Consider the following 20084-nt stretch of genomic DNA (forward strand, 5'->3'; position numbering starts at 1 on the left):
TGCCATCAGAGGTTGCCCAGGAAGGTGGCCCAGCCCTTCACGCCGGCGTTGGCCTTGAGGGTGGCCAGGGACTCGGTCCGGAGGAGGCCCTGCTGGTACCAGGCGGCGACCTTGGCTTGCTTGGCCTCGGGCGAGCCCATGATGGCGACCGCGACGTCGCCCCGGTTGGCCAGGCCGCTATCGAGCAGGCCGACGAACTGGGCGTAGCCGGTCGCGTCGGCGGGCCTGCCCAGGAGGTCCTGGTACAGGGCGGACACGTAGCCGGCGTTGGTCTTGCCTGAGCGGTTCAGGAACTCGGACGAGCCCAGGATCCAGGTCCGCACCAGGGCGTCGCCGGCGGTGCCCGCGATCAGGGTGTGAGCATAGGCCAGCACGCCGGTGTCGGCCTTCAGGTTCAACAGCGACGCGATGCGGCCCAGGTCCGATTGGTACCAGCGGGCGACCTTCGTCACCAGGGCCTCGGCCGATCCCATCATCCAGCGTGCCACATCGACACGGCTGGCCCCGCCGGCGATCAGGCCCGTGAAGTAGGCCAGGCCCGCCGCGTCGGGCGTCCGGCCCATCAGGTCGGAATAGAGGCCCGTGAGGAATCCGGCGGTCGTCCCGCCGTGCTTGGCCAGGTACTCGTCCGAGGCGTAGATCGACGCCCGCACGTCGTCGTCGCTCGACGCGCCCACCTGGAGGTTCAGGACGCCGCCGACGCTCGTCCCGTCCGACGGTGTGATCGTGGGCGGGGTTGTGATCGAGGAGCCGGTGTTCCCGGCGCCGGCCAGGGTCAGGGCCGCGGCCGCGTCGATGATCCCGGGGGCCTGCGCCTTGCCGGCCAACGAGGCCAGCGGCTTGACGGTGGCCTTGATGATCGCGATGACCTGCTCGGGCGTGTCCTGCGGGTACAGGCCCAGGATCAGGGAAACGACCCCCGCGACGTGCGGGGTCGCCATCGACGTGCCCGAATAGCTTGAGTACCGCCCGCCGTTGATCGTGCTGACGATGCCCACGCCGGGGGCGGCCAGGGTCACGCTGTTCGCCCCGTAGTTGGAGAACGAGGCGAGGTTGCCGCTGCTATCGACCGCGGCCACCGAGATGATGTTCGAGGCGCCGTAGTCGGCAGGGTATTCGGGCGACCCGTCGGTATTCGTTCCGTCATTGCCGGCGGCCGCGACGAACAGGACTCCTTTCGTGCCGGCGAAGCGAATGGCGTCGAGCATCGCCGACGAATAGTCCCCGCCCCCCCAGCTGGCGTTGATGACCCGGGCCCCCTTGGCCACCGCGTAGTAGATGGCCGCGATCGCCGCGCTATCGGTGCCGCTCCCCTTCGAGTCCAGGATCTTCAGGGGCATGATCTGGGCCTTCCAGTTCACCCCCGTCACCCCGACTCCGTTGTCCGAGGCCGCCGCGATAGTCCCCGAGACGTGGCTGCCGTGGCCGTTGTTGTCTCGCACGTCGTTGGTGTTGTTGACGAAGTTCCAGCCATTGTAGTCGTCGACATAGCCGTCATTCTCGTCATCCACGCCGTTGCCGCTGATCTCGGCGGTGTTCACCCATACCTTCGAGGCCAGGTCGGGGTGCGTGATGTCGATGCCCGTGTCCAGCACCGCCACGATCGTCGCCGAGGTGCCGGTGGTGATGCTCCAGGCCTCGGGCGCGTTGATGTCCACGTCGTTGGCGTTATTCAGCCCCCAGAGCTGCGAGTACCTCGCGTCGCTCGGGTCGGCCGCGCCAGAGACCTGGAAGGTCTTGTCGGCCTCGGCATACATCACGTTCGGGTCGGCGATCAGCGCCTGCAACGCGTACCACTGAGCCACTCCGGAACCCAGCACGATGTGCTTCGGCCCGTTCTCGTACGACTCGACGACGGTGGCGCCCAGGGAGTTCAGGGTCAGGGCGATCGAGTCGGCCCTGGCCGTATCCTTGAACCGGACGAGCACGCTGTTGGTCACGACCGACGCGGCCAGGGAGGTCGCCCCGCTCATCTGGCGGCGGACTTCGAGGCAATCCAGCGTTGGGCGGAAGCGCAGGGCGGCCTGGGCTCGTCGGGTGGAACGTGCCATGGGTGTCTCATCAAGGTGCGTGTCGAGTGCCTGCGCCGGGCCCGCGAAGGGGCTGGCCGCATTCCTTGGCGGACGATCCGAGAGAAGAGAGGGGCGACCCGATCCTAGTGCCGCGCCCGCCAAAAGAGCGAGAGGTAGCCGACGTTCCGCACACCAATTCTTCCGATTACGGCCCGACGTCGCTTAAACCTAGGCCACTTCGACATTGATCGCTTGAAGAGAGTCGAGATTTCTAAACATCAATCCAAGATTGCATTCAAGAGTGGTGAGGGAGTAGATGCAAATCGTGGAGTCGTGGCGACTTGGGGGAGAGCGTCCTGGATTGCCAGGTGGGCCAGCAATCCGGATTCCGCCCGCCGCCCGCGCCGTGACGCAGCCCGCCGCCTTCCGGCGGGCTGACGCATGAGGCCGGAGGCGGGCTGTTTTGTCACGGGACTGCTCAGGCCCAGGGGGCGCCCAGGGGTAGGATCTCGGTCAGCTCTCCCGTCTGCCAGGCTCCGGCGCGGGGGGCCAGCAAGGCCAGGGCGTCGGCGGCGGCCAGTCCCGGCAGGTCGGCCGGGCCACGGTGGGCCACGGGCCTGGCGTGCAGCGTCCCATCGGCGGAGACACGCACGGTCACGGGCACGACCTGGGCCCGCTCGGCGTGCGCCACGTGCCCCTCGTCGAGCCGGGCCGGAAGTCCCCCGAGCCGGTCGTCCCGGCCGTGCAGCCGAGCCACGAGCGGGCCGACCAGCAGGACGGTGCCGATGAGGGCCTCGGTCGGCCGGGCCGACAGGTGGAAGACGTGGTTGACCACGCCGCCCTGGCCGTCGCGGATGACTCCGTAGCCGATCCGCCCGCCGGGCTGCATCGCCACGCCGTCGAAGAGCATCTCGACCCCGGCACGACGGAGCGCCCTGGGCACGGCGCCTCCGTGCTCGCCGAGCACCAGCACCACCGACGCATTCAGGGCCCGATCCAGCGCCGAGTCGGCCTGGTCGCTCCCGACGGCGCCCAGGTCTTGCGCCGCGGCGCCCCAGGCCAGGCAGGGGACGAGGACGGCCAGGTTGGCCGCGCTGCGCTCGCGGTTCAAGGTGGGCGCATCGACGGGGTTGACCAGCTCGTCGCCCACGGCGACCACGGCCACGCGGGCCCTGCGGTGGCAGATCGGGTAGACGCACCCCTGGGAGGCCAGCAGCGGGATGGTCGAAGGCCGGACGACCGTGCCGGCCGGGGCGATGGCGTCGCCCGCCTCCAGCAGCTCGCCGCGCGTGGCGACGTTGTCGCCGACGTCGGCGCCATTAAGGATCTCGACCAGCCGGCCGTGCCCCTCGTGGGGCTCGGCGCGGGCGTCGTGCATGGTCAGCACGGCGTCGGCCCCCACCGGCATGGGCGCCCCGGTGCGGACGCGGGCCGCCTCGCCGGCGTGGACCTGAAGGCCCATCCCGTCGCCGAAGCCTTGGGCGTCGACCACCCGCAGCCGGGCCCCGCGCCAGGCGTCGACCCCGCGCACCGCGTAGCCGCCGCGGCGGGCACGGTCGAACGGGGGAAGGTCGACGTCGGCCATCGCCGGCTCGGCCAGGACCAGGCCCAGGGCCTCGGTCAGCGCCACCGAGATCGGTTCGCCGGGCCGGGCCCCGTCCAGTATGGCGTCGCGCGCCTCGCTCAAGGACAGCATTCGTCGTGATTCCCGTCCGTCGAAGAGTTTGGGCGCATCGACGCGCCCCCTCGGGGCCACCCCCCGAACCGCCCCATTTCCGGGCGGGGTCGCATTGTAGCGACGATGACTTTGGGGCCAACCCCGAACCCCGAGGGAGACATTGCGACCTTTCTCGACGGAATCATTGGCCTTGACCGCCCGCTCTGGCCGATTCCTTCCGTGTGACCGTGCCAGACGGCCCAAGCCCACGGATGTCGGCGAAGGCCCCTGGTGTCGTGTCTCGGACCCAGACTCAGGATGATCGACGGCCCCGAAGGGATTTCTCCCGAGGCGGGGCCGTACCATGGAGGGTGGAAACGATGGTGTGCCCCCGCACGAGCTCGCCGCGCCGGCCGAATGGTCGCCGCCTGGCGCTCTGGGCTGGGCTTGTCGTCGGCGGGTTCCTACCGTCGACCGGCTGCCAGGTCGAATACGCAGGCATGACGCTCCCCTCGGGCAAGTACATGCGGGACGACGTCCAGTACTTCGCCCCCGGGCCGAACTTCCCCTGGGCCAACACCCAGGCCGCCACCCAGCGGGCCCGCATGGAGGCCATGGGCATCTCGCCGACGGACGCCCCCGCGGGCGCCTCCAACGCCGGAAACGCCGCCCCGGGCAGCCCGGCCGTCATCCCGGTGGTCCCCGGTCAGCCCAACCCGCTCCAGGAGCAGGAAGGCCGCCCCGACCTCCTCGAAGTCGGCGGAGTCCAGCCCGGCGGTCCCCCGGCCGGGGCCAACCAGCCCCTGCCCGCCCCAACTCCTCCCCCGCCCCCGCCGGGCAATCCTTGATCAGATAGGGTCGGTGGCCGGGGACGAAACCCGGCCGCCAACCCGACCAATTCCCCCCGAACTGCGGCCGGGCTCTTGCTCTCCCGACCGCCATGACGACCCCGGACCGGGCCCTCGGTCCGGGGTTGCCTTCGCGCGCCGCCCGCGACCACGCCCCGGTCGAAGATAAGCCGGGGAGACGCCCGGATCTGAGGCGTGGAACCCTACTCGGCCGGCCGCGCTGGACGATCCGTCGATCTCGCCGCCGGCCGGAAACCCCAGCTCGTGCCCCGGCAACGACCGGGCCGCTCGAGCATTGGCAGCCCGATGGCGGTCGTGTCGGAAGGCCCTCGCAGCGTGCCGCCCTGAACACACCGGGATCTTTTCGAATATCGATCCAACCGAGAAGTGTGTAAATTGCACGTCTGAACGTGTGGGCGTTGCCAATCGGCCCGCGATGGGCACCGGGAATGGGCGAGGCAGGCTCGGTCGAGCCCGCGACCGCCCGCCCGCTCGGCGGCCCGTCTCCCACCGTTCGGGCCCGGCGCGTCGAACCGAGCTTCGTCCCGGCGAGAGGCCCCGGCCAGGCTACACAAAGAGCCCCGTCGTCCGGCGGCGGCCCAGGATGCGTCCCGAGGGAACGGGGCTCGCGCGGTCACCCTTGAACACGCCGAGGCGCCTGTTCGGCAGGGCCGCAGCGTGAGGCTGCGAGTCGTGCCGTGATCGGACCGGGGCATTCCTCGGGCGAGGGCCGGAGGGTCGAGAGGAACATCCAATTCCGTCGTGGCCTGCCGGGCTGGGTCCTGCGTCGAGGATCCTGACCCGGAGCACACCCGGAGGCCCGCCGGGTCTCCTGCGTCTTCCCTGCAACTTTGGAGTTGACTCTCATGTGGAAGCGTAAAAAACGCGTCGCGCACTCCAGTCGTCCGCACGGCCTGCGGCCGTCGAGGCGAGCTCGCCCGGTCGAGCTCGATCGCCCCGAGCTGCTGGATTGCCGCGTCCTGCCGGCGGTCACGGCCACGTTCTCGGCCGCGCAGGGAGTGCTGACGGTCTTCGGCGATGCCCTGGCCAACTCCGTCTCGGTCTCGCGGAACGCGGGCGGGACGCTCCTGGTGAACGGCGGCGCCGTGCCGATCCAGGGCGGGACGGGGACGGTCGCCAACACCCGGCTGATCCAGGTCTTCGGGATGGGCGGCAACGACGTCCTCAACCTGAACGAGGCCAACGGCGCATTGCCGAAGGCGGACCTCTTCGGAGCCGCCGGCGACGACGTCCTCACCGGCGGCTCCGCCATCGACCAGCTCTTCGGCGGCGACGGCAACGACATGCTCTTTGGAAAGGGGGGAGGAGACCTGCTGATCGGTGGCGGCGACAACGACATGCTCTTCGGCGGCGACGGCGACGACCTGGTCTTCGGTCAGGCGGGCAACGATCGGCTGGTCTGGAACCCCGGCGACGACACCGACCTGAACGAAGGGGGCACGGGCGTCGACACCGTCGAGGTCAACGGCGGCAACGGTGCCGAGCAGTTCACCGCGGTCGCGAACGGCACCCGGGTCCGGTTCGACCGCACGAACCCCGCCCCGTTCAGCCTGGACATCGGCACGTCGGAGAACCTTGTCGTGAACGCGAACGGCGGCGACGATACGTTCTCGGCCGGCAACGGGCTCGCCGCGCTGATCCAACTCACGGTCGACGGCGGCACGGGGAACGACACTCTCCTCGGCGGCGACGGCGCCGACATCCTCCTGGGCGGCACCGGCAACGACCGCATCGACGGCAACCGCGGCAACGACGTGGCGCTGATGGGCTCCGGCGACGACACCTTCGTCTGGGACCCGGGCGACGGCAGCGATGTCGTCGAGGGGCAGTCCGGCTCCGACACGATGCTGTTCAACGGCGCCAACATCGGCGAGTTGATCGACGTCTCGGCGAACGGCGGCCGTGTCCGATTCTTCCGCAACGTCGCCAACATCACCATGGACCTCAACGACGTCGAGCGCGTCGACTTCAACGCCCTTGGCGGAGCCGACATCATCACGGTCAACGACCTGAGCGGCACCGACCTGACCGAAGTCAATCTCGACCTGGCCACACCTCCGGGGAGCGGCACGGGCGACGCCCAGGCCGACTCCGTCATCGTCAACGGTACCAACGGGGACGATGTCATCGTCATTGCCGGCGATGCCGCGGGCGCCTCGGTGATCGGCCTTGCGGCGCGCGTCAACATCAAGGGTGCGGAGGCCGCCAACGACCGGCTGATCATCGCCGCCCTGGCAGGCGATGACGTGGTGGAAGCCTCGAGTCTGGCCGCGGGAGCGATCGGCCTCACGGCCGACGGCGGTGTGGGCGACGACATCCTCATCGGCGGCGACGGTGCCGACGTCCTCCTCGGGGACGAGGGCGACGACGTCCTCCTCGGCGGCCCCGGCCTCGACGTCCTCGACGGAGGGACAGGCGATAACGTCGTGATCCAGGGTTGATCCGAATCCCGCAGGAGTCAGCGGGCGGCGCCGGATCTGGCTGGCGCCGCCCGCGCCAGGGCTGCCTCGCCGCGGAGCCGAGCCGTGGGCCGCGCCTCATCCCGGAGCCAGTTCTTCACCGTCGAATGCCTCGGGTAGTCGGACGCGGGCCCGGCGGCGACAATGGAACGTTGCCAGCCCGGCCCGATCTCGATCCCCGACGGAGGCATGACGGATGCTTGAAGCCAGCGAGGAGCTATCGGTCGTCGAGGGCTACACAGCCTGGGCGTCGTGCTATGACGACGACGGGAACCCGCTCGTCGCCATGGAAGGCCCGGCCGTTCGCGCCCGTCTCGGCGACCTTTCCGGTGTGCTCGCCCTGGACATCGGCTGCGGCACCGGCCGGCATACGCTCTCGCTGCTGGACGCCGGCGCCCGAGTGGTGGCCACCGACGCCACCCCCGCGATGATGGACCTGGCCCGCGCCAAGCTCGCCGGCCGTCCCGTGACCTGGGTGCGCCACGCCCTGCCCGAACCCCTCCCCCTGCCCGATCATTCCGTCGAGCTCGCCCTGATGGGACTCGTCGCCGAGCACCTTCCCGACCTTCCCGCGGCCCTCGCCTCGGTCGTCCGCACCCTCCGCCCCGGCGGCCGCCTGATCCTCACCGCCCTGCACCCCGACCGCACCGCCGGCGGCCAGCGCGCCCGCTTCATCGACCCATCCACCGGCCTCCGCCAGCCCATCACCACCATCCATCGAAACGTCTCGGACTATCTGGAAATCGCCCACTCCGTCGGCCTGTCGCTCATCGATGAGCAACCCCTCATCGTCTCCCCCGAACTTGCCCTGACCCTCCCTCGCGCCGCCCGCTACAGCGGCTTGCCCCTCGGCTGGCTCGGGCACTGGAGCTCGCCCGTGGCCTGATCCGCCGGGGACGCTTCGCGTGCCGACCGACTCGCGGCTCCTCGATCAGTCCACCTCGGGCCGCGACGAGGCCGCGGCATTCGCGTCCTCGTCCCTGGTCGAGCGGCAAGGCCCCATGGTCCTCGGCACCGGCCGCGGTATTCTCGGCGATTGCCCCGTGCCACCTCCCTCGGGGAAGCCTAATAATGCTCAGGCGAGATCGTCAGCGGACCGAATTGCCCGGGATTCTCGCGACGTCGGATGATGGATCGGGAGGAGGTCGGGATGGTGGGCATGCGAACCCGGTGACGCGATCGAACCGCCCTGGCCCGCTCGGATTCCGTTCAAGACGTCCAGATCAGTGGCCCCGAACCGCCTGGGCCGTGGGGGCATGAAAGAAGGATCGTTCGAGGTCAACGGTGGAGGTGCTGCTTACAAAGGCCGACTCAATGGGTGCGGATTTAAGGTTTGCTCTTCATCGCCTAGGTAGCTAGGATCTCCGGACTTCGGTGCCGGGGCGTCCTCCGATTGTCGAGCTGCGAGTGCTTTGCTCGTCGGCAAGTTCGATTGCAACACATCGGCGGATCCGTGCGCAAGATTGTCACGATTGCAAATCGAGAGAGTTCACTGATGACGAAGAAGCTTGTCATTTCGACGGTGCTGCTTGCCGCGTCGTTCACGACTCAGTCGCATGCCGACACGTTCAACTTCAGCTTCACCGGCGCGGGGGTCAGCGGCAACATCGAGTTGACCTATGGCCCGGCGACGGACGCGAAGTATTCCCAGGCGTTCGAGGTGACCGGGATCAGCGGCACCTTCACCGACACCAACAATGGCCTGAACATCGTCGATGCGGCGATCGGCTCCCTGGTGCCGATCACGCACGCCACGCCCGATGCCACCAATCTCCTGGCGCCCGACGATTTCAGTCGGTTCGCGGTCGCGGCGGGCCTTCCCCCGATGAACAACGGCACTCTGAGCTACACCAACCTGTTCTGGCCGGGCGGCTCGCCGCAGACCGCGTCGGACTACCCGTTCCACGGCGGATTCCTCGATATCTACGGGCTGCTCTTCGAGATCGGCGGCGGCCGATACGTCAACCTGTGGAGCAACGGCATTCTTCCCGGGACCTCGAACGTCGATTACGGCGTCGCGGTCGTGACTCGGTCGGACGCATTAGATTATGTCGGCAGCGTCTCGGTCGTCCCGGAGCCTAGCGCCATCGTCCTGGTCGGCATCGGGCTGGTCGGTGCGCTGGCATGGCGCCGTGATCCTCTCCGAGGTCGCACCTCGCGCTGAACCATCGAGATGGTCTGAAACTTCGCGAGCGATCATCTCGACCGACGTCGATTTCGAGGGGCCGTCTCCGCGGTGGCCTGGGTCGTTGCACACGCACCCCAGGCGAGCGGCGAGGACGGCCCTTCATGGTTTGGACGAGTGACGCTCGGCCGTCGCTCGAAGCCCGGCCTCCCGTTTTTCGCCACGCCGACCTTTGCCCGATTCGTCACCTTCCTCGGGTGGGCTCGCCGCCGGGCCGGAAGCATGCTGGCTTCTCGGGGCAAAGTTGATCCCGCCAAAGCCCTCATATCGTCGGTGGCCGACCGCTAGCCCGAGGCCCATGAAGCGCCCAACCAGGTCACGACCGAGCCGAGGAAAAGCAGCCCGGCGAAGGCGGCGACCGCGACCGACAGGGCTGCGGATCCGGGCTCCAGAACCGCCTGCTCCGGGCGGCTCGGGTGGTGGTAGACGGTCACGGCCGAGCCGACGGGGTACTTGGCGATCGTGGCCTCGGCCCCGGCACGCGAGCCGATCCACGTATGGAAGGCAAAGTGCCGGCTCTCGCGTGACACTCCGCCCGCCTCATAGGTGAAGCGGACGCGCGGGCCGAATGCGCCGCCGCCTGATTCGTGGTTTTCCTCTTCGACCACCGACTCAACGATCGTGCCCGCGCACCGAGGCCAGCGTCTCGCACGGAGATGGTCGATCGCCAGCGTCGCGAGGTAGGCGAAGATGAGGGAGCACAATCCGGCCGCGGGCAGCCAGATGTTGAGATAACCGGCGAGCATGCGCGCCTCCGAGGCTCGAGTCCTTTCCCCGATGCGATCTTACTCGACTCGTCTTGCGACTTCGATCGATAAGCCGGGGCACGCAGCGAGCCCGCTTCATCGACCCCGCCACCGGCCTGCGCCAGCCCATCACCACCATCCACCGAAACGTCTCGGATGATCTGGACATCGCCCGATCCGTCGGCCTAGCCCTGCTCGACGAGCAACCCCTCATCGTCCCCCCGAGCTGGTCGCCTCGCACCCCTGCGCCGCCCGCGACGTCGGCCAGCCCCTCGGCTGGCTCGGCCATTGGCATACGGCTCGGGCCTGAGACGCCGGAATCGTTGCATCACCCGCATTGCCCGCGTAAGCTGTCCCGAGCGGACCGGTCGCGCGTTGAATTCGGAAATCCAGTACACTCGATCGATCCGCGCCATTTTCCTCGCCAATCGTCGGCGCCGGGACATCGAGCCAATCTCTCCCCCGGCGACCAACCGAGCGCCTTCCCGGCATCGAGGCCGGGGCTGCGTCACAGCTGTCGCCCGTAGACTTGCTGAATCCACACCTCTGAAAAGGATCAACGATGCTCCGCTTCGCCGGATGTGCTTGCCTGCTGGCCTTCGCCATCGCCTCGTCGGCCGCCCCGGCCCGGGCGCAGTACAACTACCCGCGCGGCTATTCGGGGTGGAATGGTTGGGGCGGTGGCACGGTGGGCGGGAGCCACGCCGCGGGCATGGGCGCCTTCGCCGCCGGCGCCGGCTCGTACAACGAGCAGACCTCGCAGGCTCGCGCCCAGAACGCCAACACCGCCATGCAGGTCAACCAGTACACGTACGCGGTCAAGCAGCGCAACATGCAGAACTACGAGAACCGCCAGAAGGAGAAGGTCGCAAACGCCAAGTCGTCCACCGACACCATCTACAGCCGCATCCACGACCACCCCGAGCCCCACGACATCCGCAACGGCGACGCCCTGAACGTCGTGCTCGACGAGCTGGTCAACCCCGACGCCTACACCCAGGTCAGCCAGCGGGCCACCCAGCCCGTGGCCAGCGGCCTGGTCAAGAACATCGAGTTCGAGTTCGCCCCCCAGATGGTCGTCATCAGCCTGGACGACCTCTCCTCGCGCGGGGTGCCCGACGCCCTGCTCACCAACCCCAGCTTCCAGACCGACCGCACGGCCCTCCGCACCCTGGTCCAGAAGGCCCACGAGGAGAGCGCCACGCCGGGCGGCCAGGTCTCCCCCGAGACCCTCGCCAACCTGCGTGTCGCCATCAAGACCCTCAAGGCCAAGGTTGACTCGACGCTCCGGGCCGGGACGGCCGACCGCGAGCAGGCCGACAACTTCCTGAAGGGCCTCTACGGCCTGACCAAGATGCTCCAGTCGCCCGACATCGCCGCCTTCCTGAAGGGCCTCAACGACCAGCCGACGACCACGATGGGCCATCTCATCACCTTCATGCACAGCTTCAACCTGCGGTTCGGCCCGTCGAAGACGTCCGACCAGGGCAACGCCTATGACCAGCTCTATCCCATGCTCGTCGCCCTCCGCGACGGCGCCGGCGTCCCGCACCAGGGCCCGACCGGCAGCCCGCCCCCCATGCAGAGCCCCAGCAAGGTGACCAACTTCTTCTCCGGCATGGACTACAGCCACTTCGACCCCCAGGCCAACCCCCACGCCCCCGCTCCCGCCCCGCCCGCGCCCAACAACTGAGAACCGGCCGGGCGCCCACGCACGTCGATCGAGCCAAGACCCATCCCCGGCGGCACGGATGCCCCGGGGATTCGCGTTTCGAAGCCCGAGCGAGAGCCCCTGTCGGCCGCCCCGCCCTTGCGATACAGTCACCCCCCGCAACACCCAACGATGATGACGGAGACGCCCGACCATGCACCGACGCGCCGCCCTTCTTGCCCTCCTCGCGCTCTGGGTCACTCCCCCCGCCATGGCCGAGATCCAGGTCGGCGCGGCCGTGCGCGTCATCACGCCCAACCCGCTGCTGCCCGTCTCCGGCGGCATGGGGCCCACCAAGCCGGCCCGCGAGAAGCGCGGCGAGCTGACCGCGCGGGCCATCGTCTTCAAGAAGGGCGACGTCGCCGTGGCCGTCGTCTCGCTCGACCTCCTCGGCTTCCCCTCCGTCCTCGGCGACCGCGTCCGCGCCAAGGTCAAGGGGATCTCGCCCGCCAACATCCTGATCGGTTCCACCCACACCCACAGCGCGCCCGACTGCTACGCCTTCCCCGACGGCAAGGGGGGCCACACCGGCGACCTAGCCTACCTCGACCTCGTCTGCGACAACGCCGCGAAGGCCGTCAATGAGGCCCTCGGCAAGCTTCAGCCCACGACCCTGAAAATTGCCACCGGTGAGGCCAAGGGGAAGATCGCCTTCAACTACTATGCGCCCGAGCTGTATGACAAACGCATGAGCGTCATCCAGGCCATCGGCGCCGACGGCAAGGCGGTCGCCACGCTCGTCAACTACGCCGTCCACCCCGAGGTCCTGGGCAACGACGTCGGCATCCTCAGCCCCGACCTCGTCGGCCCGCTCACCGATTCCATCGAGGCCGACGCCGGCGGCATCGCCCTCTTCATGAACGGCGCCCAGGGCGGGATGGTCACCGCCGACAACCGCGCCACCGACCTCGTGAACGAGTCGCGCTCCTGGGACGAATGCCAGCGAATCGGCCGCCTCATGGCCTCCGAGGCCCTCCGGCTCCTGAAGGACGCCCCCGCGCAGCCCGACCCCACCCTCAACTGCCAGTCCATCGACGTCCGCTTCCCGGTCGAGTCCGAGGGCATGTGGGCCGTCATCGACGGGTCCCCCCTGAAGTATCCCCACAATGATGATCATTCCGTCACCGCACGCATCAACCTCGTCAATCTCGGCAACGCCCAGATCCTCACCATCCCCGGCGAGGCCCTGCCCAACATTGGGTTCTACCTGAAGCGCAAGATGCGCGGCACGCACAACCTCCTCTTCGGCCTCACCAACGACGCCTTCGGCTACATCCTCACCAAGGTCGACTTCAACAGCTTCCCCCGCTACGACTACATCACCCGCACCTCCCTCGGCGAGATGACCGGCGAGATCCTCATCGAGCAATCCCTCGGCCTCATCGAGAAGTCACCCCGCCCCGATAAATGACGCGATCCGCTGCGAAGCGGGGAAAACGGGGGTCGGCAACGGGTCAACGCGTCGGTGCTTTTCCCCGTTTCCCCGGGGGGGCCCGACGACGCCAACTCGTCCCGATCCGGCCGGGTTCAAGCCACGCATCGAGAATTCCATTGGTATTTCTGAATCATAAAAAAGCCTGGATCTGGCCATCAGTCCTCCTCCTCGGCCTGATCCTCTGGACGGCCCTCGCCGCAGGCCTGGATAACGGCCACCTCGGCGTCTTCCACGACGACGGCCTCTACCTCACCGCAGCCCGCTCGCTCCGTGACGGACTCGGCTTCGGCCTGCCCAGCCGCCCCGGCGAGCCCCCGCCCAAGTACCCGATCGGCCTGCCCGCGGTCATCGCCGTCGCCCTTCGCCTTGACCCCGCGCCGTCCACCCTGGCGCGTGAGATCGTCATCGCCCGCACCCTGGTCCTGGCCGGCGCCTGGGTCTTCTTCCTGGGCTCTTATACCTGGCTGCGCAGGGTCGGCGTCCACCCGGCCATGGCCTGCGGCATCGTCCTGGCGTCCGCCTATCATCACGTCGTGTTGATCGGAGGGGCCATCACCATCTTCGCCGACCTCCCCTTCGCCGGGGTCGCGTTCGTCCTCATGGCTCGCTGGGCGGGGCGGGACAAAAGTCCCGCAACGGGGGCCTCCCGCAGGGCCTTCGCCGACGGCCTCATCGCCGGCTTCGGCATCCTCCTGCGCAGCAACGGCATCACACTCGCCCTTGCGGCCCTCGTCGCCGCGCTGGTCGGTCCCAAGAAACGCCCCTCGCTCGCCGCGTGCCTCGCCGGCCTGGCCCTGTCCGTCGTCCCGGCCACGTACTATGCAGGGCTTCACCCGCGGGTCGTCCCCTCCAACAGCTACTTGCTGGAGATGAAGGCCGGCTGGTCGTCGCCCGGCGCGGGCCTGAAGATCATCGCATCCAACGCCGCCGCCATGACCCTCGACTTCCCCGCCCGGGTCCTCGCCTCGCCCACCACCTTCATCACACCGATCATCGGCGCGATGTCCGCCCATCCACGGCTCGCCACCACGTTCCGCGTCGCCCTCTCCGCCATCGTCGCAATCGGCCTCATCTCGCTGGCAAGGTCGAGTCGCCTTGTCGACCGGCCCGCCTGGATCCACGCGACCGGCACGATGGCCATCTTCCTGGTCTGGCCCTGGGGCGGAATCCTCGACCGCTTCCTCCTCGCCCTCATCCCCCCGCTCATCCTGGCCTTCGTCCGGGGCCTCGCCACCATCGCTCGCCACCTCGGCCTCGCCCCTCGATACGCCCGCGTCCTGGCCGCCGCGGGACTCGTCGCGGTCCTCGCGGGCAACGCCACCGTCGTCCTCCGATCCGCCGCTCTGTTTCATGCCTCGGGGCGCCAGTGGCCCGGCTCCAGCAACCGGGTCAGCCTGGGCCACGCCCTCGAACTGATCCGCCGCAAGACCGAGCCAGACGCCGTTATCGCCGGGGTCTGGCCCGAGATGATTCACCTCCACACCGGCCGAACCGTCATCCCTCTCATCGAGGACGAGTCCTTCCTCGACGATCATTACGGCGACCTTCGGCGCTTCAACCTCTGGCGAAACCTCGTCCCCAACCGCCCCCTCTACCTCCTCCTCCGAGCCGAGAACGAAGACCCGAAACGCGCCGATCTCGCCCAATCCGCCGCCCTCGCCGCCCAGCCCGGCGTCAGTCTCCGCGAAGTCGAACGCACCACCGACGGCCGCTATCGACTGGTCAAGATCGACGTCCTCGGCGGGACGGAATGAGGACGCACACCCCGGGCATGCGCCGTTTCGTCGCACCGCCGGTCTCGCCGTCAGAACGACCCAAACATGGACCCGAGCACGATGGTGACGACGAGCGCGATGATCACGCTCACGACGACCGTCATTACCATATCGAAATAGCTCTCTTTGTGGCTGAGCCTGCTCACCTGGAGCACGGTCAGGACCGTGCCGTTGTGGGGCAACGCGTCGAGCGTGCCGGAGCCGATCGTGGCCACGCGGTGCATCAGCGACGGGGAAATCCCGTGTTCAACGGCGAGCTTCATGTAGCTCTCGCCGAGAGAATCGAGCGCAATCGCCATGCCGCCGGAGGCCGAGCCGGTCATCCCCGCCAGCACGTTCATCGAGACCGTGAGCGAGATCAGCGGCCCCCCTTTGATCGAGAGCAACGCGTCTCGAACCGCGGCGAACGCGGGCATGGCCGCGACCACGGCCCCGAATCCCACGAGGCTGCCGACCGTGAGCGCGGGCAAGACCGCGGAGTTCGCCCCCGCGTCCATGCTCTCTCGCAACGAGGGGAGGCGAGCGTAGTTGAGCGCGACGACCGCAAGGGCGCCGGCCAGGAGAGCCACGGCGACCGACCACGTGCCGGCGACGGCCCCGATCGTGGTCCCGCCCCACGCTTCCTCGGCCAAGTACGACGTATTGAGGCGAGGCAGCACCACCAGCGACATCAGGAAATTCGTGAAGATCACGAGGACCAGCGGCACGATGGCCACGAGGAACGAAGGCTCGCGATCTCCCCGCTTGCCATGGAGGACCTCGGCCGGATCGAATTCGCCCACGGCCGTCGCATGCTCGCGAATCTTCTCGTCGATGACGGGTGCTGCGTCCGAGCCGTAACCTTCGCCGGCCTTCCTCGCGGCCTTCTCGGCACGGCCGAGCCACCACATGCCGAACGCCATCGTGACGATCGACGCGATGATGCCAAGCCCGGGGGCCGCGAACGGCGTGGTGCCGAAGTAAGGCATGGGGATCGCATTATTGATCGACGGCGAACCCGGCAGGGCCGACATCGTGAACGTGAACGCGCCGAGGCAGATCGTGGCCGGCATCAATCGGCGAGGGATATCCGCGGCCCGGAAGATCTTCTGCGCCATGGGCACCAGGACGAAGAAGGCGACAAAGACGCTGACGCCACCATACGTCACCACCGCCGATGCGAGGACGACCGAGAGCATCGCCCTGCGCGTCCCCAACCGTTCGATCAGGAACCCCGCAACCGAGGAGATCGATCCGCTGTCGTCCATGAGTTTGCCGAACAATCCACCGAGCAAGAACAGCGGGAACCATTGGGCGACGAATCGCGAGGTCCCGCCCATGAACGTCTGCGTCCAATGCGCGAGGATCGGCTCGCCGGACATCGCCGCGGCCAGGATCGCCGCGGATGGGGCCACCAGCAACACGCTCCACCCTCGGAACGCCAACCACATCAGCAGGGAAAGCGAGAGCAAGATTCCGAGGAGCCCCATGGAGCGACCTTTCTTCACCGAGCCGTCATTTTTCGGATGGGGATCCATCACTTCGCCCGGAACTTCCGGTGCCACATCGCACATCGTCCGGCTTCCCATGTCCAACGAAAACTCTCGAAGCGGGCTCATCTCGGAAAGTCGAGCGGCCCCCCGATGGACGCGATCGATTGGTCAGAATTATCGATCTAAATAATATGATAATGATAAAATATATATGGACAATAGCGGTCGTATCATGTGGGCTGCGATCGATGCGCGACGACGGTCGCTCGACGAGGGCCGGGCCGGGAGTGCATCCCGGCCCGGCCCTCGTCGGCTCACATCCCCTTCGGCCAATGGCGGGTCTCCGCCAGCGACTCCCCCGTCTCCAGCAGGCTCTTCAAGCTCGCGAGGATATGCGGCCATCCGCCCGACACCCCCTCGATGAGCTTCGAGTCGGGCCTGTCGATTTCATGGGAGAGGGTGAGCTTGACCGACTCGCCCACCTTCTCGAGTTCGTAGGTCATCCTGGAATATCCCTCCACCTGCACCTCGGGCGAGAGCTCATGCCGCCAGGTCAGGACGAGCTTCCGCTCCGGCTCGATCTCGAGGATCTCGCCGCTGTCGGCAACCCGCCCGTCGGGACCCTTCAACTGCCACGATGCGCCCGGCTTCCATTCGCAATCTTGCCAGGTCTCGCACCAAAATTGCCGGGTGAACTCGGGCTCCAGCAGCGCCCGCCAGAGCTTCTCCGGCGTCGTGCGGATGTAGGTCACGTACGCGAATTTCGATTCATCCATCGGAGTCTCCTTCCAGCTTGCTCTTGAGCTCGGCGAGCGCGCGGAGCCGCCCTCGCTCGAATTTGCCGATCCAGCGCTCGGAGATCTCGTGGATCGGCACGGGGTTGAGGTAATGCACCTTCTCCCGGCCTCGCCAGATCGGCACCACCAGCGACGCTTCCTCGAGCAGCTTGAGGTGCTTCGTCACGGCCTGTCGTGTCATGTTCATGCGGGCACAGAGCTGACCCAGCGTCTGCCCGTTCTCCGCGTGCAAGCGGTCGAGCAACTGACGCCGCCCCGCATCCGCCAGCGCCCTGAACACCCTGTCGAGTTCCACGTCCATCGCCCGATTATGCAACCAAATGGTTGCCTGTCAAGCCGGCAATCGATCCCGGGAGCTTCCGGATCTGGTGAACCTCGAAGTCCGCCGAGATTCGGCCGTTCGCCCGGCCGGCCCTTCCACCATGGGAGCGAGTTCGAGGGCCACGAGGTGCTTGACCTCACCGAGACAGCCATTCCCCGTCAACCCGCGAGGCAGACGCGAGGATTTCAATCCGCGGTCGTCGAAGGTCGCCCGTCAAGCTCCGCATCGATGAGATCGAGAAGCTCGTCAAGATCCGCGTGGATCTCACTCTCGATGGGGATCGTTTCCGCGGTCGTTTCGAGGAGGCGAACTCCGGCTTCGAGCGTCGCCTCGACTTGAGTCGGGACGATCGCTTCCAGGATGACGAGCACCTTCGCCCTGACCTCGAACGCATCGTCGAACATGAATGGCAGGATCTCGGCGAAGTCGTCGCTGCAATCGAGGCACATCAGGCCATACATCAGGCTCCCCCTGTTTCCCAAGGTCTTAGGGTCCCTGAGCAGCTCGATGAGCCTCGGCTTCGCCTCCTGAACCTTCAACTCGCCCAGCGCATAGGCCACGCCGTTGTTCGTCCTCAGGTCGCCGCGATCGAGGATGCTGAGGAGCTGCGGCACAGCCTCCCGGCATCCCGCATCCGCGAGCTGGAACGCAGCCTCGGTCACGACCGCCGGGTCGTCCGAGTCCAAATCGGATCGGAATTGTCCTGATCGATTCATGTTCCCTTGCCGCCATGACAGAGGGCTGAGTCGATGAAACCCCTCGCCAGGCCAGGCCCCTTACGGACGTCGTTTGATGGTTTGACCACGCCGGAGCCGATCGGGTCGGGGTGGTCGCGGAATGATGGAAATGTCATGAAGAAACCCACAATAATAGTAATGTGCAAGAATATTCCGATCGGTGTGTGTTCGTGGAGATTGCAGCGATTGGCGTCGATATCCGCGAATGGCAAATGATCAACAAGACTCGAGTTGCGATGCCAAATCCAGCAATGCGTTGGCGATGTCCCTCACCTGGTCGGCGTTCAACTCGACGGGATCTCCGAATTTTGTGACGGCCTTGAGATGGATCGATGTTCCATCCTCAATCCAGGCGTAAACATCGTCGGCAGGTTGAATGACCTCGGAGCGGGATTGATCGTCCATCGGCGTTGATTCCGGCATTCCGCAGACTCCGGATGATGAGGGGCAGGCAATGTGCTGATCCAATCGGCACTGTTGCCGTGTGAAGTCAGGCATCGACCGACCACACCTTGGTCCCAACGGGAACATCACTCTTTGTGAACCCTTTGAGCAGGATGACCAATTCACCTTGGGGATTGGACTGAACATATCAATGCCACCAATCTGTGCGTCGAGTGAAGAACCATCCGGTCTCAGCAGGGTGATCGGGGCCCCGATCCGAAATCGCTCGTCACCCTCCGGTATGATGCCGGGGACGAGTACCAGGCCGCGGTTACGGATTTCGAACGTGTCTTCGACGGTAAAAAGGAGGCGTGCCATGAGCTGATCCGCCAGAGGAGTCGGCGAGGAACGTGGCGATCGCGATGGTCACGCGTTCGAGTCAGTTGAGAAGACCTACCTCACTCGTGACATCCTTGCAATCGCCGTGCACGCCTTGCCAGTCATTCGTCCGGCTCGATTGGCCTTTCATGCGATTGGCGCCCTGAACGGGGCGGATCGATAACAAAATCCCACAAGCCTTGTCCCGCACATTCCGGGACCTACTGCATTCGGATGACATCGCCCCAGCGCGGCAGGCTCGCTATTCGGGAGCGACTTCGACTCCGGCACGGTCGAGGCACATCGGTTCCGTTGGCGATGCCGGAGTCGACCGATTGGACCGTATCGAGGCAGTCTACTGACCGGGTCGGCGCCGGCGGAGTTGGCGGTAGCCGAGGGCGAGGACCGAGGCGGTGCCGCACAGCGTCAGGGTTCCGGGTTCCGGGATGGCTCGCACGTGCGAGTCGAAACTCCCGATCGAGAATTCCACGGTTGTCCCGTTGGGGTCGGTCGGGGTGAACTCGATCGTGCCGCGTTGCCGGAGTGCGTAAAGCCCGGCTGCCATCGTGAAGGTGTTCGACGAGACGGGCCCGTTCGCGAAGTCGAACTTGGCGGGCAACAGGGGACCTCGCACGATGGGGGTGGCCCGCGAGATGTTCTGCAACTCGATGACGTCCGTCACCTGGGCAATCGAGTTGACTGCACCGAATGGGTCGGTTGAGCCGGAGGCCACCGAACCCTTGAGTCCACCGATGGTGTACGCGTCGACGGGCCCGTCGACGACGCTGAATAACCTGATAATCTGCCAAGAGATGGTGATCTTCTTGTTCAAGTCACCAGGCTGAGCGAAGCTGTAGCGGAGCTTGCTGTTGACGTACTCGAACCCGTCGCTGAGGTCGTTCAGGCCTTTCCCGGCCTCCACGAGCGTACCCCCGCCGTCCTCCGTCGGATCTGTCGTGAAGGCGGCCGCGCCCCGATCGAAGACAATGAGGCCCGCGCGAGCATTCTCGCTCGCGAACCAAAGAATTAAGATGGTGGTAAGCCCCCCGAAGACTCTGGCTTTCATCGTCTCCCCTCCTGCACTCGGTGCGTTCCGAGATCCTTGGCCACGTAGCCGTCACCTTAAACTTCGCCGCACGATGAAT

16 protein-coding genes are annotated in these 20084 nt (G+C 67.1%); 7 read left to right on the forward strand and 9 right to left on the reverse strand.

The window, feature by feature from the left end; genetic code table 11:
• Nucleotides 1–5: 5 nt before the first annotated feature.
• Together EP7_RS01950 and EP7_RS01955 are read right to left on the reverse strand one after the other, a co-directional pair.
• Nucleotides 6–2051, reverse strand: coding sequence for a S8 family serine peptidase (locus EP7_RS01950; protein WP_463525886.1), 2046 nt, complete (start codon nt 2049–2051; stop codon nt 6–8).
• A gap of 439 nt (nt 2052–2490) precedes the next feature.
• On the reverse strand, nt 2491–3708 hold the full coding sequence (locus EP7_RS01955; protein ID WP_463525887.1) for a MoeA family protein: 1218 nt from the start codon (nt 3706–3708) through the stop codon (nt 2491–2493).
• 341 nt (nt 3709–4049) lie between these two features.
• Here EP7_RS01955 and EP7_RS01960 point away from each other — a divergent pair, with 341 nt between their 5' ends.
• From EP7_RS01960 to EP7_RS01975, 4 genes are all read left to right on the forward strand, one after another.
• Entirely contained in the window at nt 4050–4517 is a 468-nt protein-coding gene (locus tag EP7_RS01960; protein WP_463525888.1) for a hypothetical protein, read from the forward strand.
• 866 nt (nt 4518–5383) lie between these two features.
• Complete coding sequence (locus EP7_RS01965; RefSeq protein ID WP_463525889.1) at nt 5384–6979, forward strand: calcium-binding protein; 1596 nt, start codon at nt 5384–5386, stop codon at nt 6977–6979.
• A 214-nt stretch (nt 6980–7193) separates the two neighbouring features.
• Nucleotides 7194–7883, forward strand: a complete 690-nt coding sequence (locus EP7_RS01970) for a class I SAM-dependent methyltransferase (RefSeq protein WP_463525890.1) — start codon at nt 7194–7196, stop codon at nt 7881–7883.
• A gap of 609 nt (nt 7884–8492) precedes the next feature.
• A complete protein-coding gene (locus EP7_RS01975; protein ID WP_463525891.1) occupies nt 8493–9161 on the forward strand; it encodes a PEP-CTERM sorting domain-containing protein in 669 nt (222 codons plus the stop codon).
• Nucleotides 9162–9466: 305 nt separating this feature from the next.
• Here the strand turns inward: EP7_RS01975 and EP7_RS01980 are convergent, their stop codons facing one another.
• Entirely contained in the window at nt 9467–9928 is a 462-nt protein-coding gene (locus tag EP7_RS01980; RefSeq protein WP_463525892.1) for a DUF3592 domain-containing protein, read from the reverse strand.
• Between the two features lie 562 nt (nt 9929–10490).
• Between EP7_RS01980 and EP7_RS01985 the strand changes: the two genes are divergently transcribed.
• From EP7_RS01985 to EP7_RS01995, 3 genes are all read left to right on the forward strand, one after another.
• Nucleotides 10491–11621 (forward strand): hypothetical protein, encoded by a 1131-nt coding sequence (locus tag EP7_RS01985; protein WP_463525893.1) that lies wholly within the window; start codon nt 10491–10493, stop codon nt 11619–11621.
• Between the two features lie 172 nt (nt 11622–11793).
• A complete protein-coding gene (locus EP7_RS01990) occupies nt 11794–13050 on the forward strand; it encodes a hypothetical protein (protein WP_463525894.1) in 1257 nt (418 codons plus the stop codon).
• 140 nt (nt 13051–13190) lie between these two features.
• Nucleotides 13191–14828, forward strand: coding sequence for a hypothetical protein (locus tag EP7_RS01995; RefSeq protein ID WP_463525895.1), 1638 nt, complete (start codon nt 13191–13193; stop codon nt 14826–14828).
• Nucleotides 14829–14878: 50 nt separating this feature from the next.
• Here the strand turns inward: EP7_RS01995 and EP7_RS02000 are convergent, their stop codons facing one another.
• From EP7_RS02000 to EP7_RS02025, 6 genes are all read right to left on the reverse strand, one after another.
• Complete coding sequence (locus tag EP7_RS02000) at nt 14879–16318, reverse strand: GntP family permease (protein WP_463525896.1); 1440 nt, start codon at nt 16316–16318, stop codon at nt 14879–14881.
• Between the two features lie 317 nt (nt 16319–16635).
• On the reverse strand, nt 16636–17097 hold the full coding sequence (locus EP7_RS02005) for an SRPBCC family protein (RefSeq protein WP_463525897.1): 462 nt from the start codon (nt 17095–17097) through the stop codon (nt 16636–16638).
• Entirely contained in the window at nt 17090–17419 is a 330-nt protein-coding gene (locus EP7_RS02010; protein ID WP_463525899.1) for an ArsR/SmtB family transcription factor, read from the reverse strand. Before EP7_RS02010 ends, EP7_RS02005 begins: the two co-directional genes overlap by 8 nt.
• 206 nt (nt 17420–17625) lie before the next feature.
• Nucleotides 17626–18156: a HEAT repeat domain-containing protein gene (locus EP7_RS02015; RefSeq protein ID WP_463525900.1), complete on the reverse strand. Its 531-nt coding sequence runs from the start codon at nt 18154–18156 to the stop codon at nt 17626–17628.
• 237 nt (nt 18157–18393) lie between these two features.
• Nucleotides 18394–18939 (reverse strand): hypothetical protein, encoded by a 546-nt coding sequence (locus EP7_RS02020; RefSeq protein WP_463525901.1) that lies wholly within the window; start codon nt 18937–18939, stop codon nt 18394–18396.
• A 355-nt stretch (nt 18940–19294) separates the two neighbouring features.
• Nucleotides 19295–20005, reverse strand: a complete 711-nt coding sequence (locus tag EP7_RS02025) for a hypothetical protein (RefSeq protein WP_463525902.1) — start codon at nt 20003–20005, stop codon at nt 19295–19297.
• Nucleotides 20006–20084 lie beyond the last annotated feature (79 nt).

The organism is Isosphaeraceae bacterium EP7 (assembly GCA_038400315.1).
Lineage (GTDB): Bacteria > Planctomycetota > Planctomycetia > Isosphaerales > Isosphaeraceae > EP7.

Bases quoted from the DNA above. Each gene is read 5' to 3' on its own strand.
- EP7_RS01950 (WP_463525886.1), bottom strand. From the start codon at position 2,051: ATGGCACGTTCCACCCGACGAGCCCAGGCCGCCCTGCGCTTCCGCCCA.
- EP7_RS01955 (WP_463525887.1), bottom strand. From the start codon at position 3,708: ATGCTGTCCTTGAGCGAGGCGCGCGACGCCATACTGGACGGGGCCCGG.
- EP7_RS01960 (WP_463525888.1), top strand. From the start codon at position 4,050: ATGGTGTGCCCCCGCACGAGCTCGCCGCGCCGGCCGAATGGTCGCCGC.
- EP7_RS01965 (WP_463525889.1), top strand. From the start codon at position 5,384: ATGTGGAAGCGTAAAAAACGCGTCGCGCACTCCAGTCGTCCGCACGGC.
- EP7_RS01970 (WP_463525890.1), top strand. From the start codon at position 7,194: ATGCTTGAAGCCAGCGAGGAGCTATCGGTCGTCGAGGGCTACACAGCC.
- EP7_RS01975 (WP_463525891.1), top strand. From the start codon at position 8,493: ATGACGAAGAAGCTTGTCATTTCGACGGTGCTGCTTGCCGCGTCGTTC.
- EP7_RS01980 (WP_463525892.1), bottom strand. From the start codon at position 9,928: ATGCTCGCCGGTTATCTCAACATCTGGCTGCCCGCGGCCGGATTGTGC.
- EP7_RS01985 (WP_463525893.1), top strand. From the start codon at position 10,491: ATGCTCCGCTTCGCCGGATGTGCTTGCCTGCTGGCCTTCGCCATCGCC.
- EP7_RS01990 (WP_463525894.1), top strand. From the start codon at position 11,794: ATGCACCGACGCGCCGCCCTTCTTGCCCTCCTCGCGCTCTGGGTCACT.
- EP7_RS02000 (WP_463525896.1), bottom strand. From the start codon at position 16,318: ATGGGGCTCCTCGGAATCTTGCTCTCGCTTTCCCTGCTGATGTGGTTG.
- EP7_RS02005 (WP_463525897.1), bottom strand. From the start codon at position 17,097: ATGGATGAATCGAAATTCGCGTACGTGACCTACATCCGCACGACGCCG.
- EP7_RS02010 (WP_463525899.1), bottom strand. From the start codon at position 17,419: ATGGACGTGGAACTCGACAGGGTGTTCAGGGCGCTGGCGGATGCGGGG.
- EP7_RS02015 (WP_463525900.1), bottom strand. From the start codon at position 18,156: ATGAATCGATCAGGACAATTCCGATCCGATTTGGACTCGGACGACCCG.
- EP7_RS02020 (WP_463525901.1), bottom strand. From the start codon at position 18,939: ATGGCACGCCTCCTTTTTACCGTCGAAGACACGTTCGAAATCCGTAAC.
- EP7_RS02025 (WP_463525902.1), bottom strand. From the start codon at position 20,005: ATGAAAGCCAGAGTCTTCGGGGGGCTTACCACCATCTTAATTCTTTGG.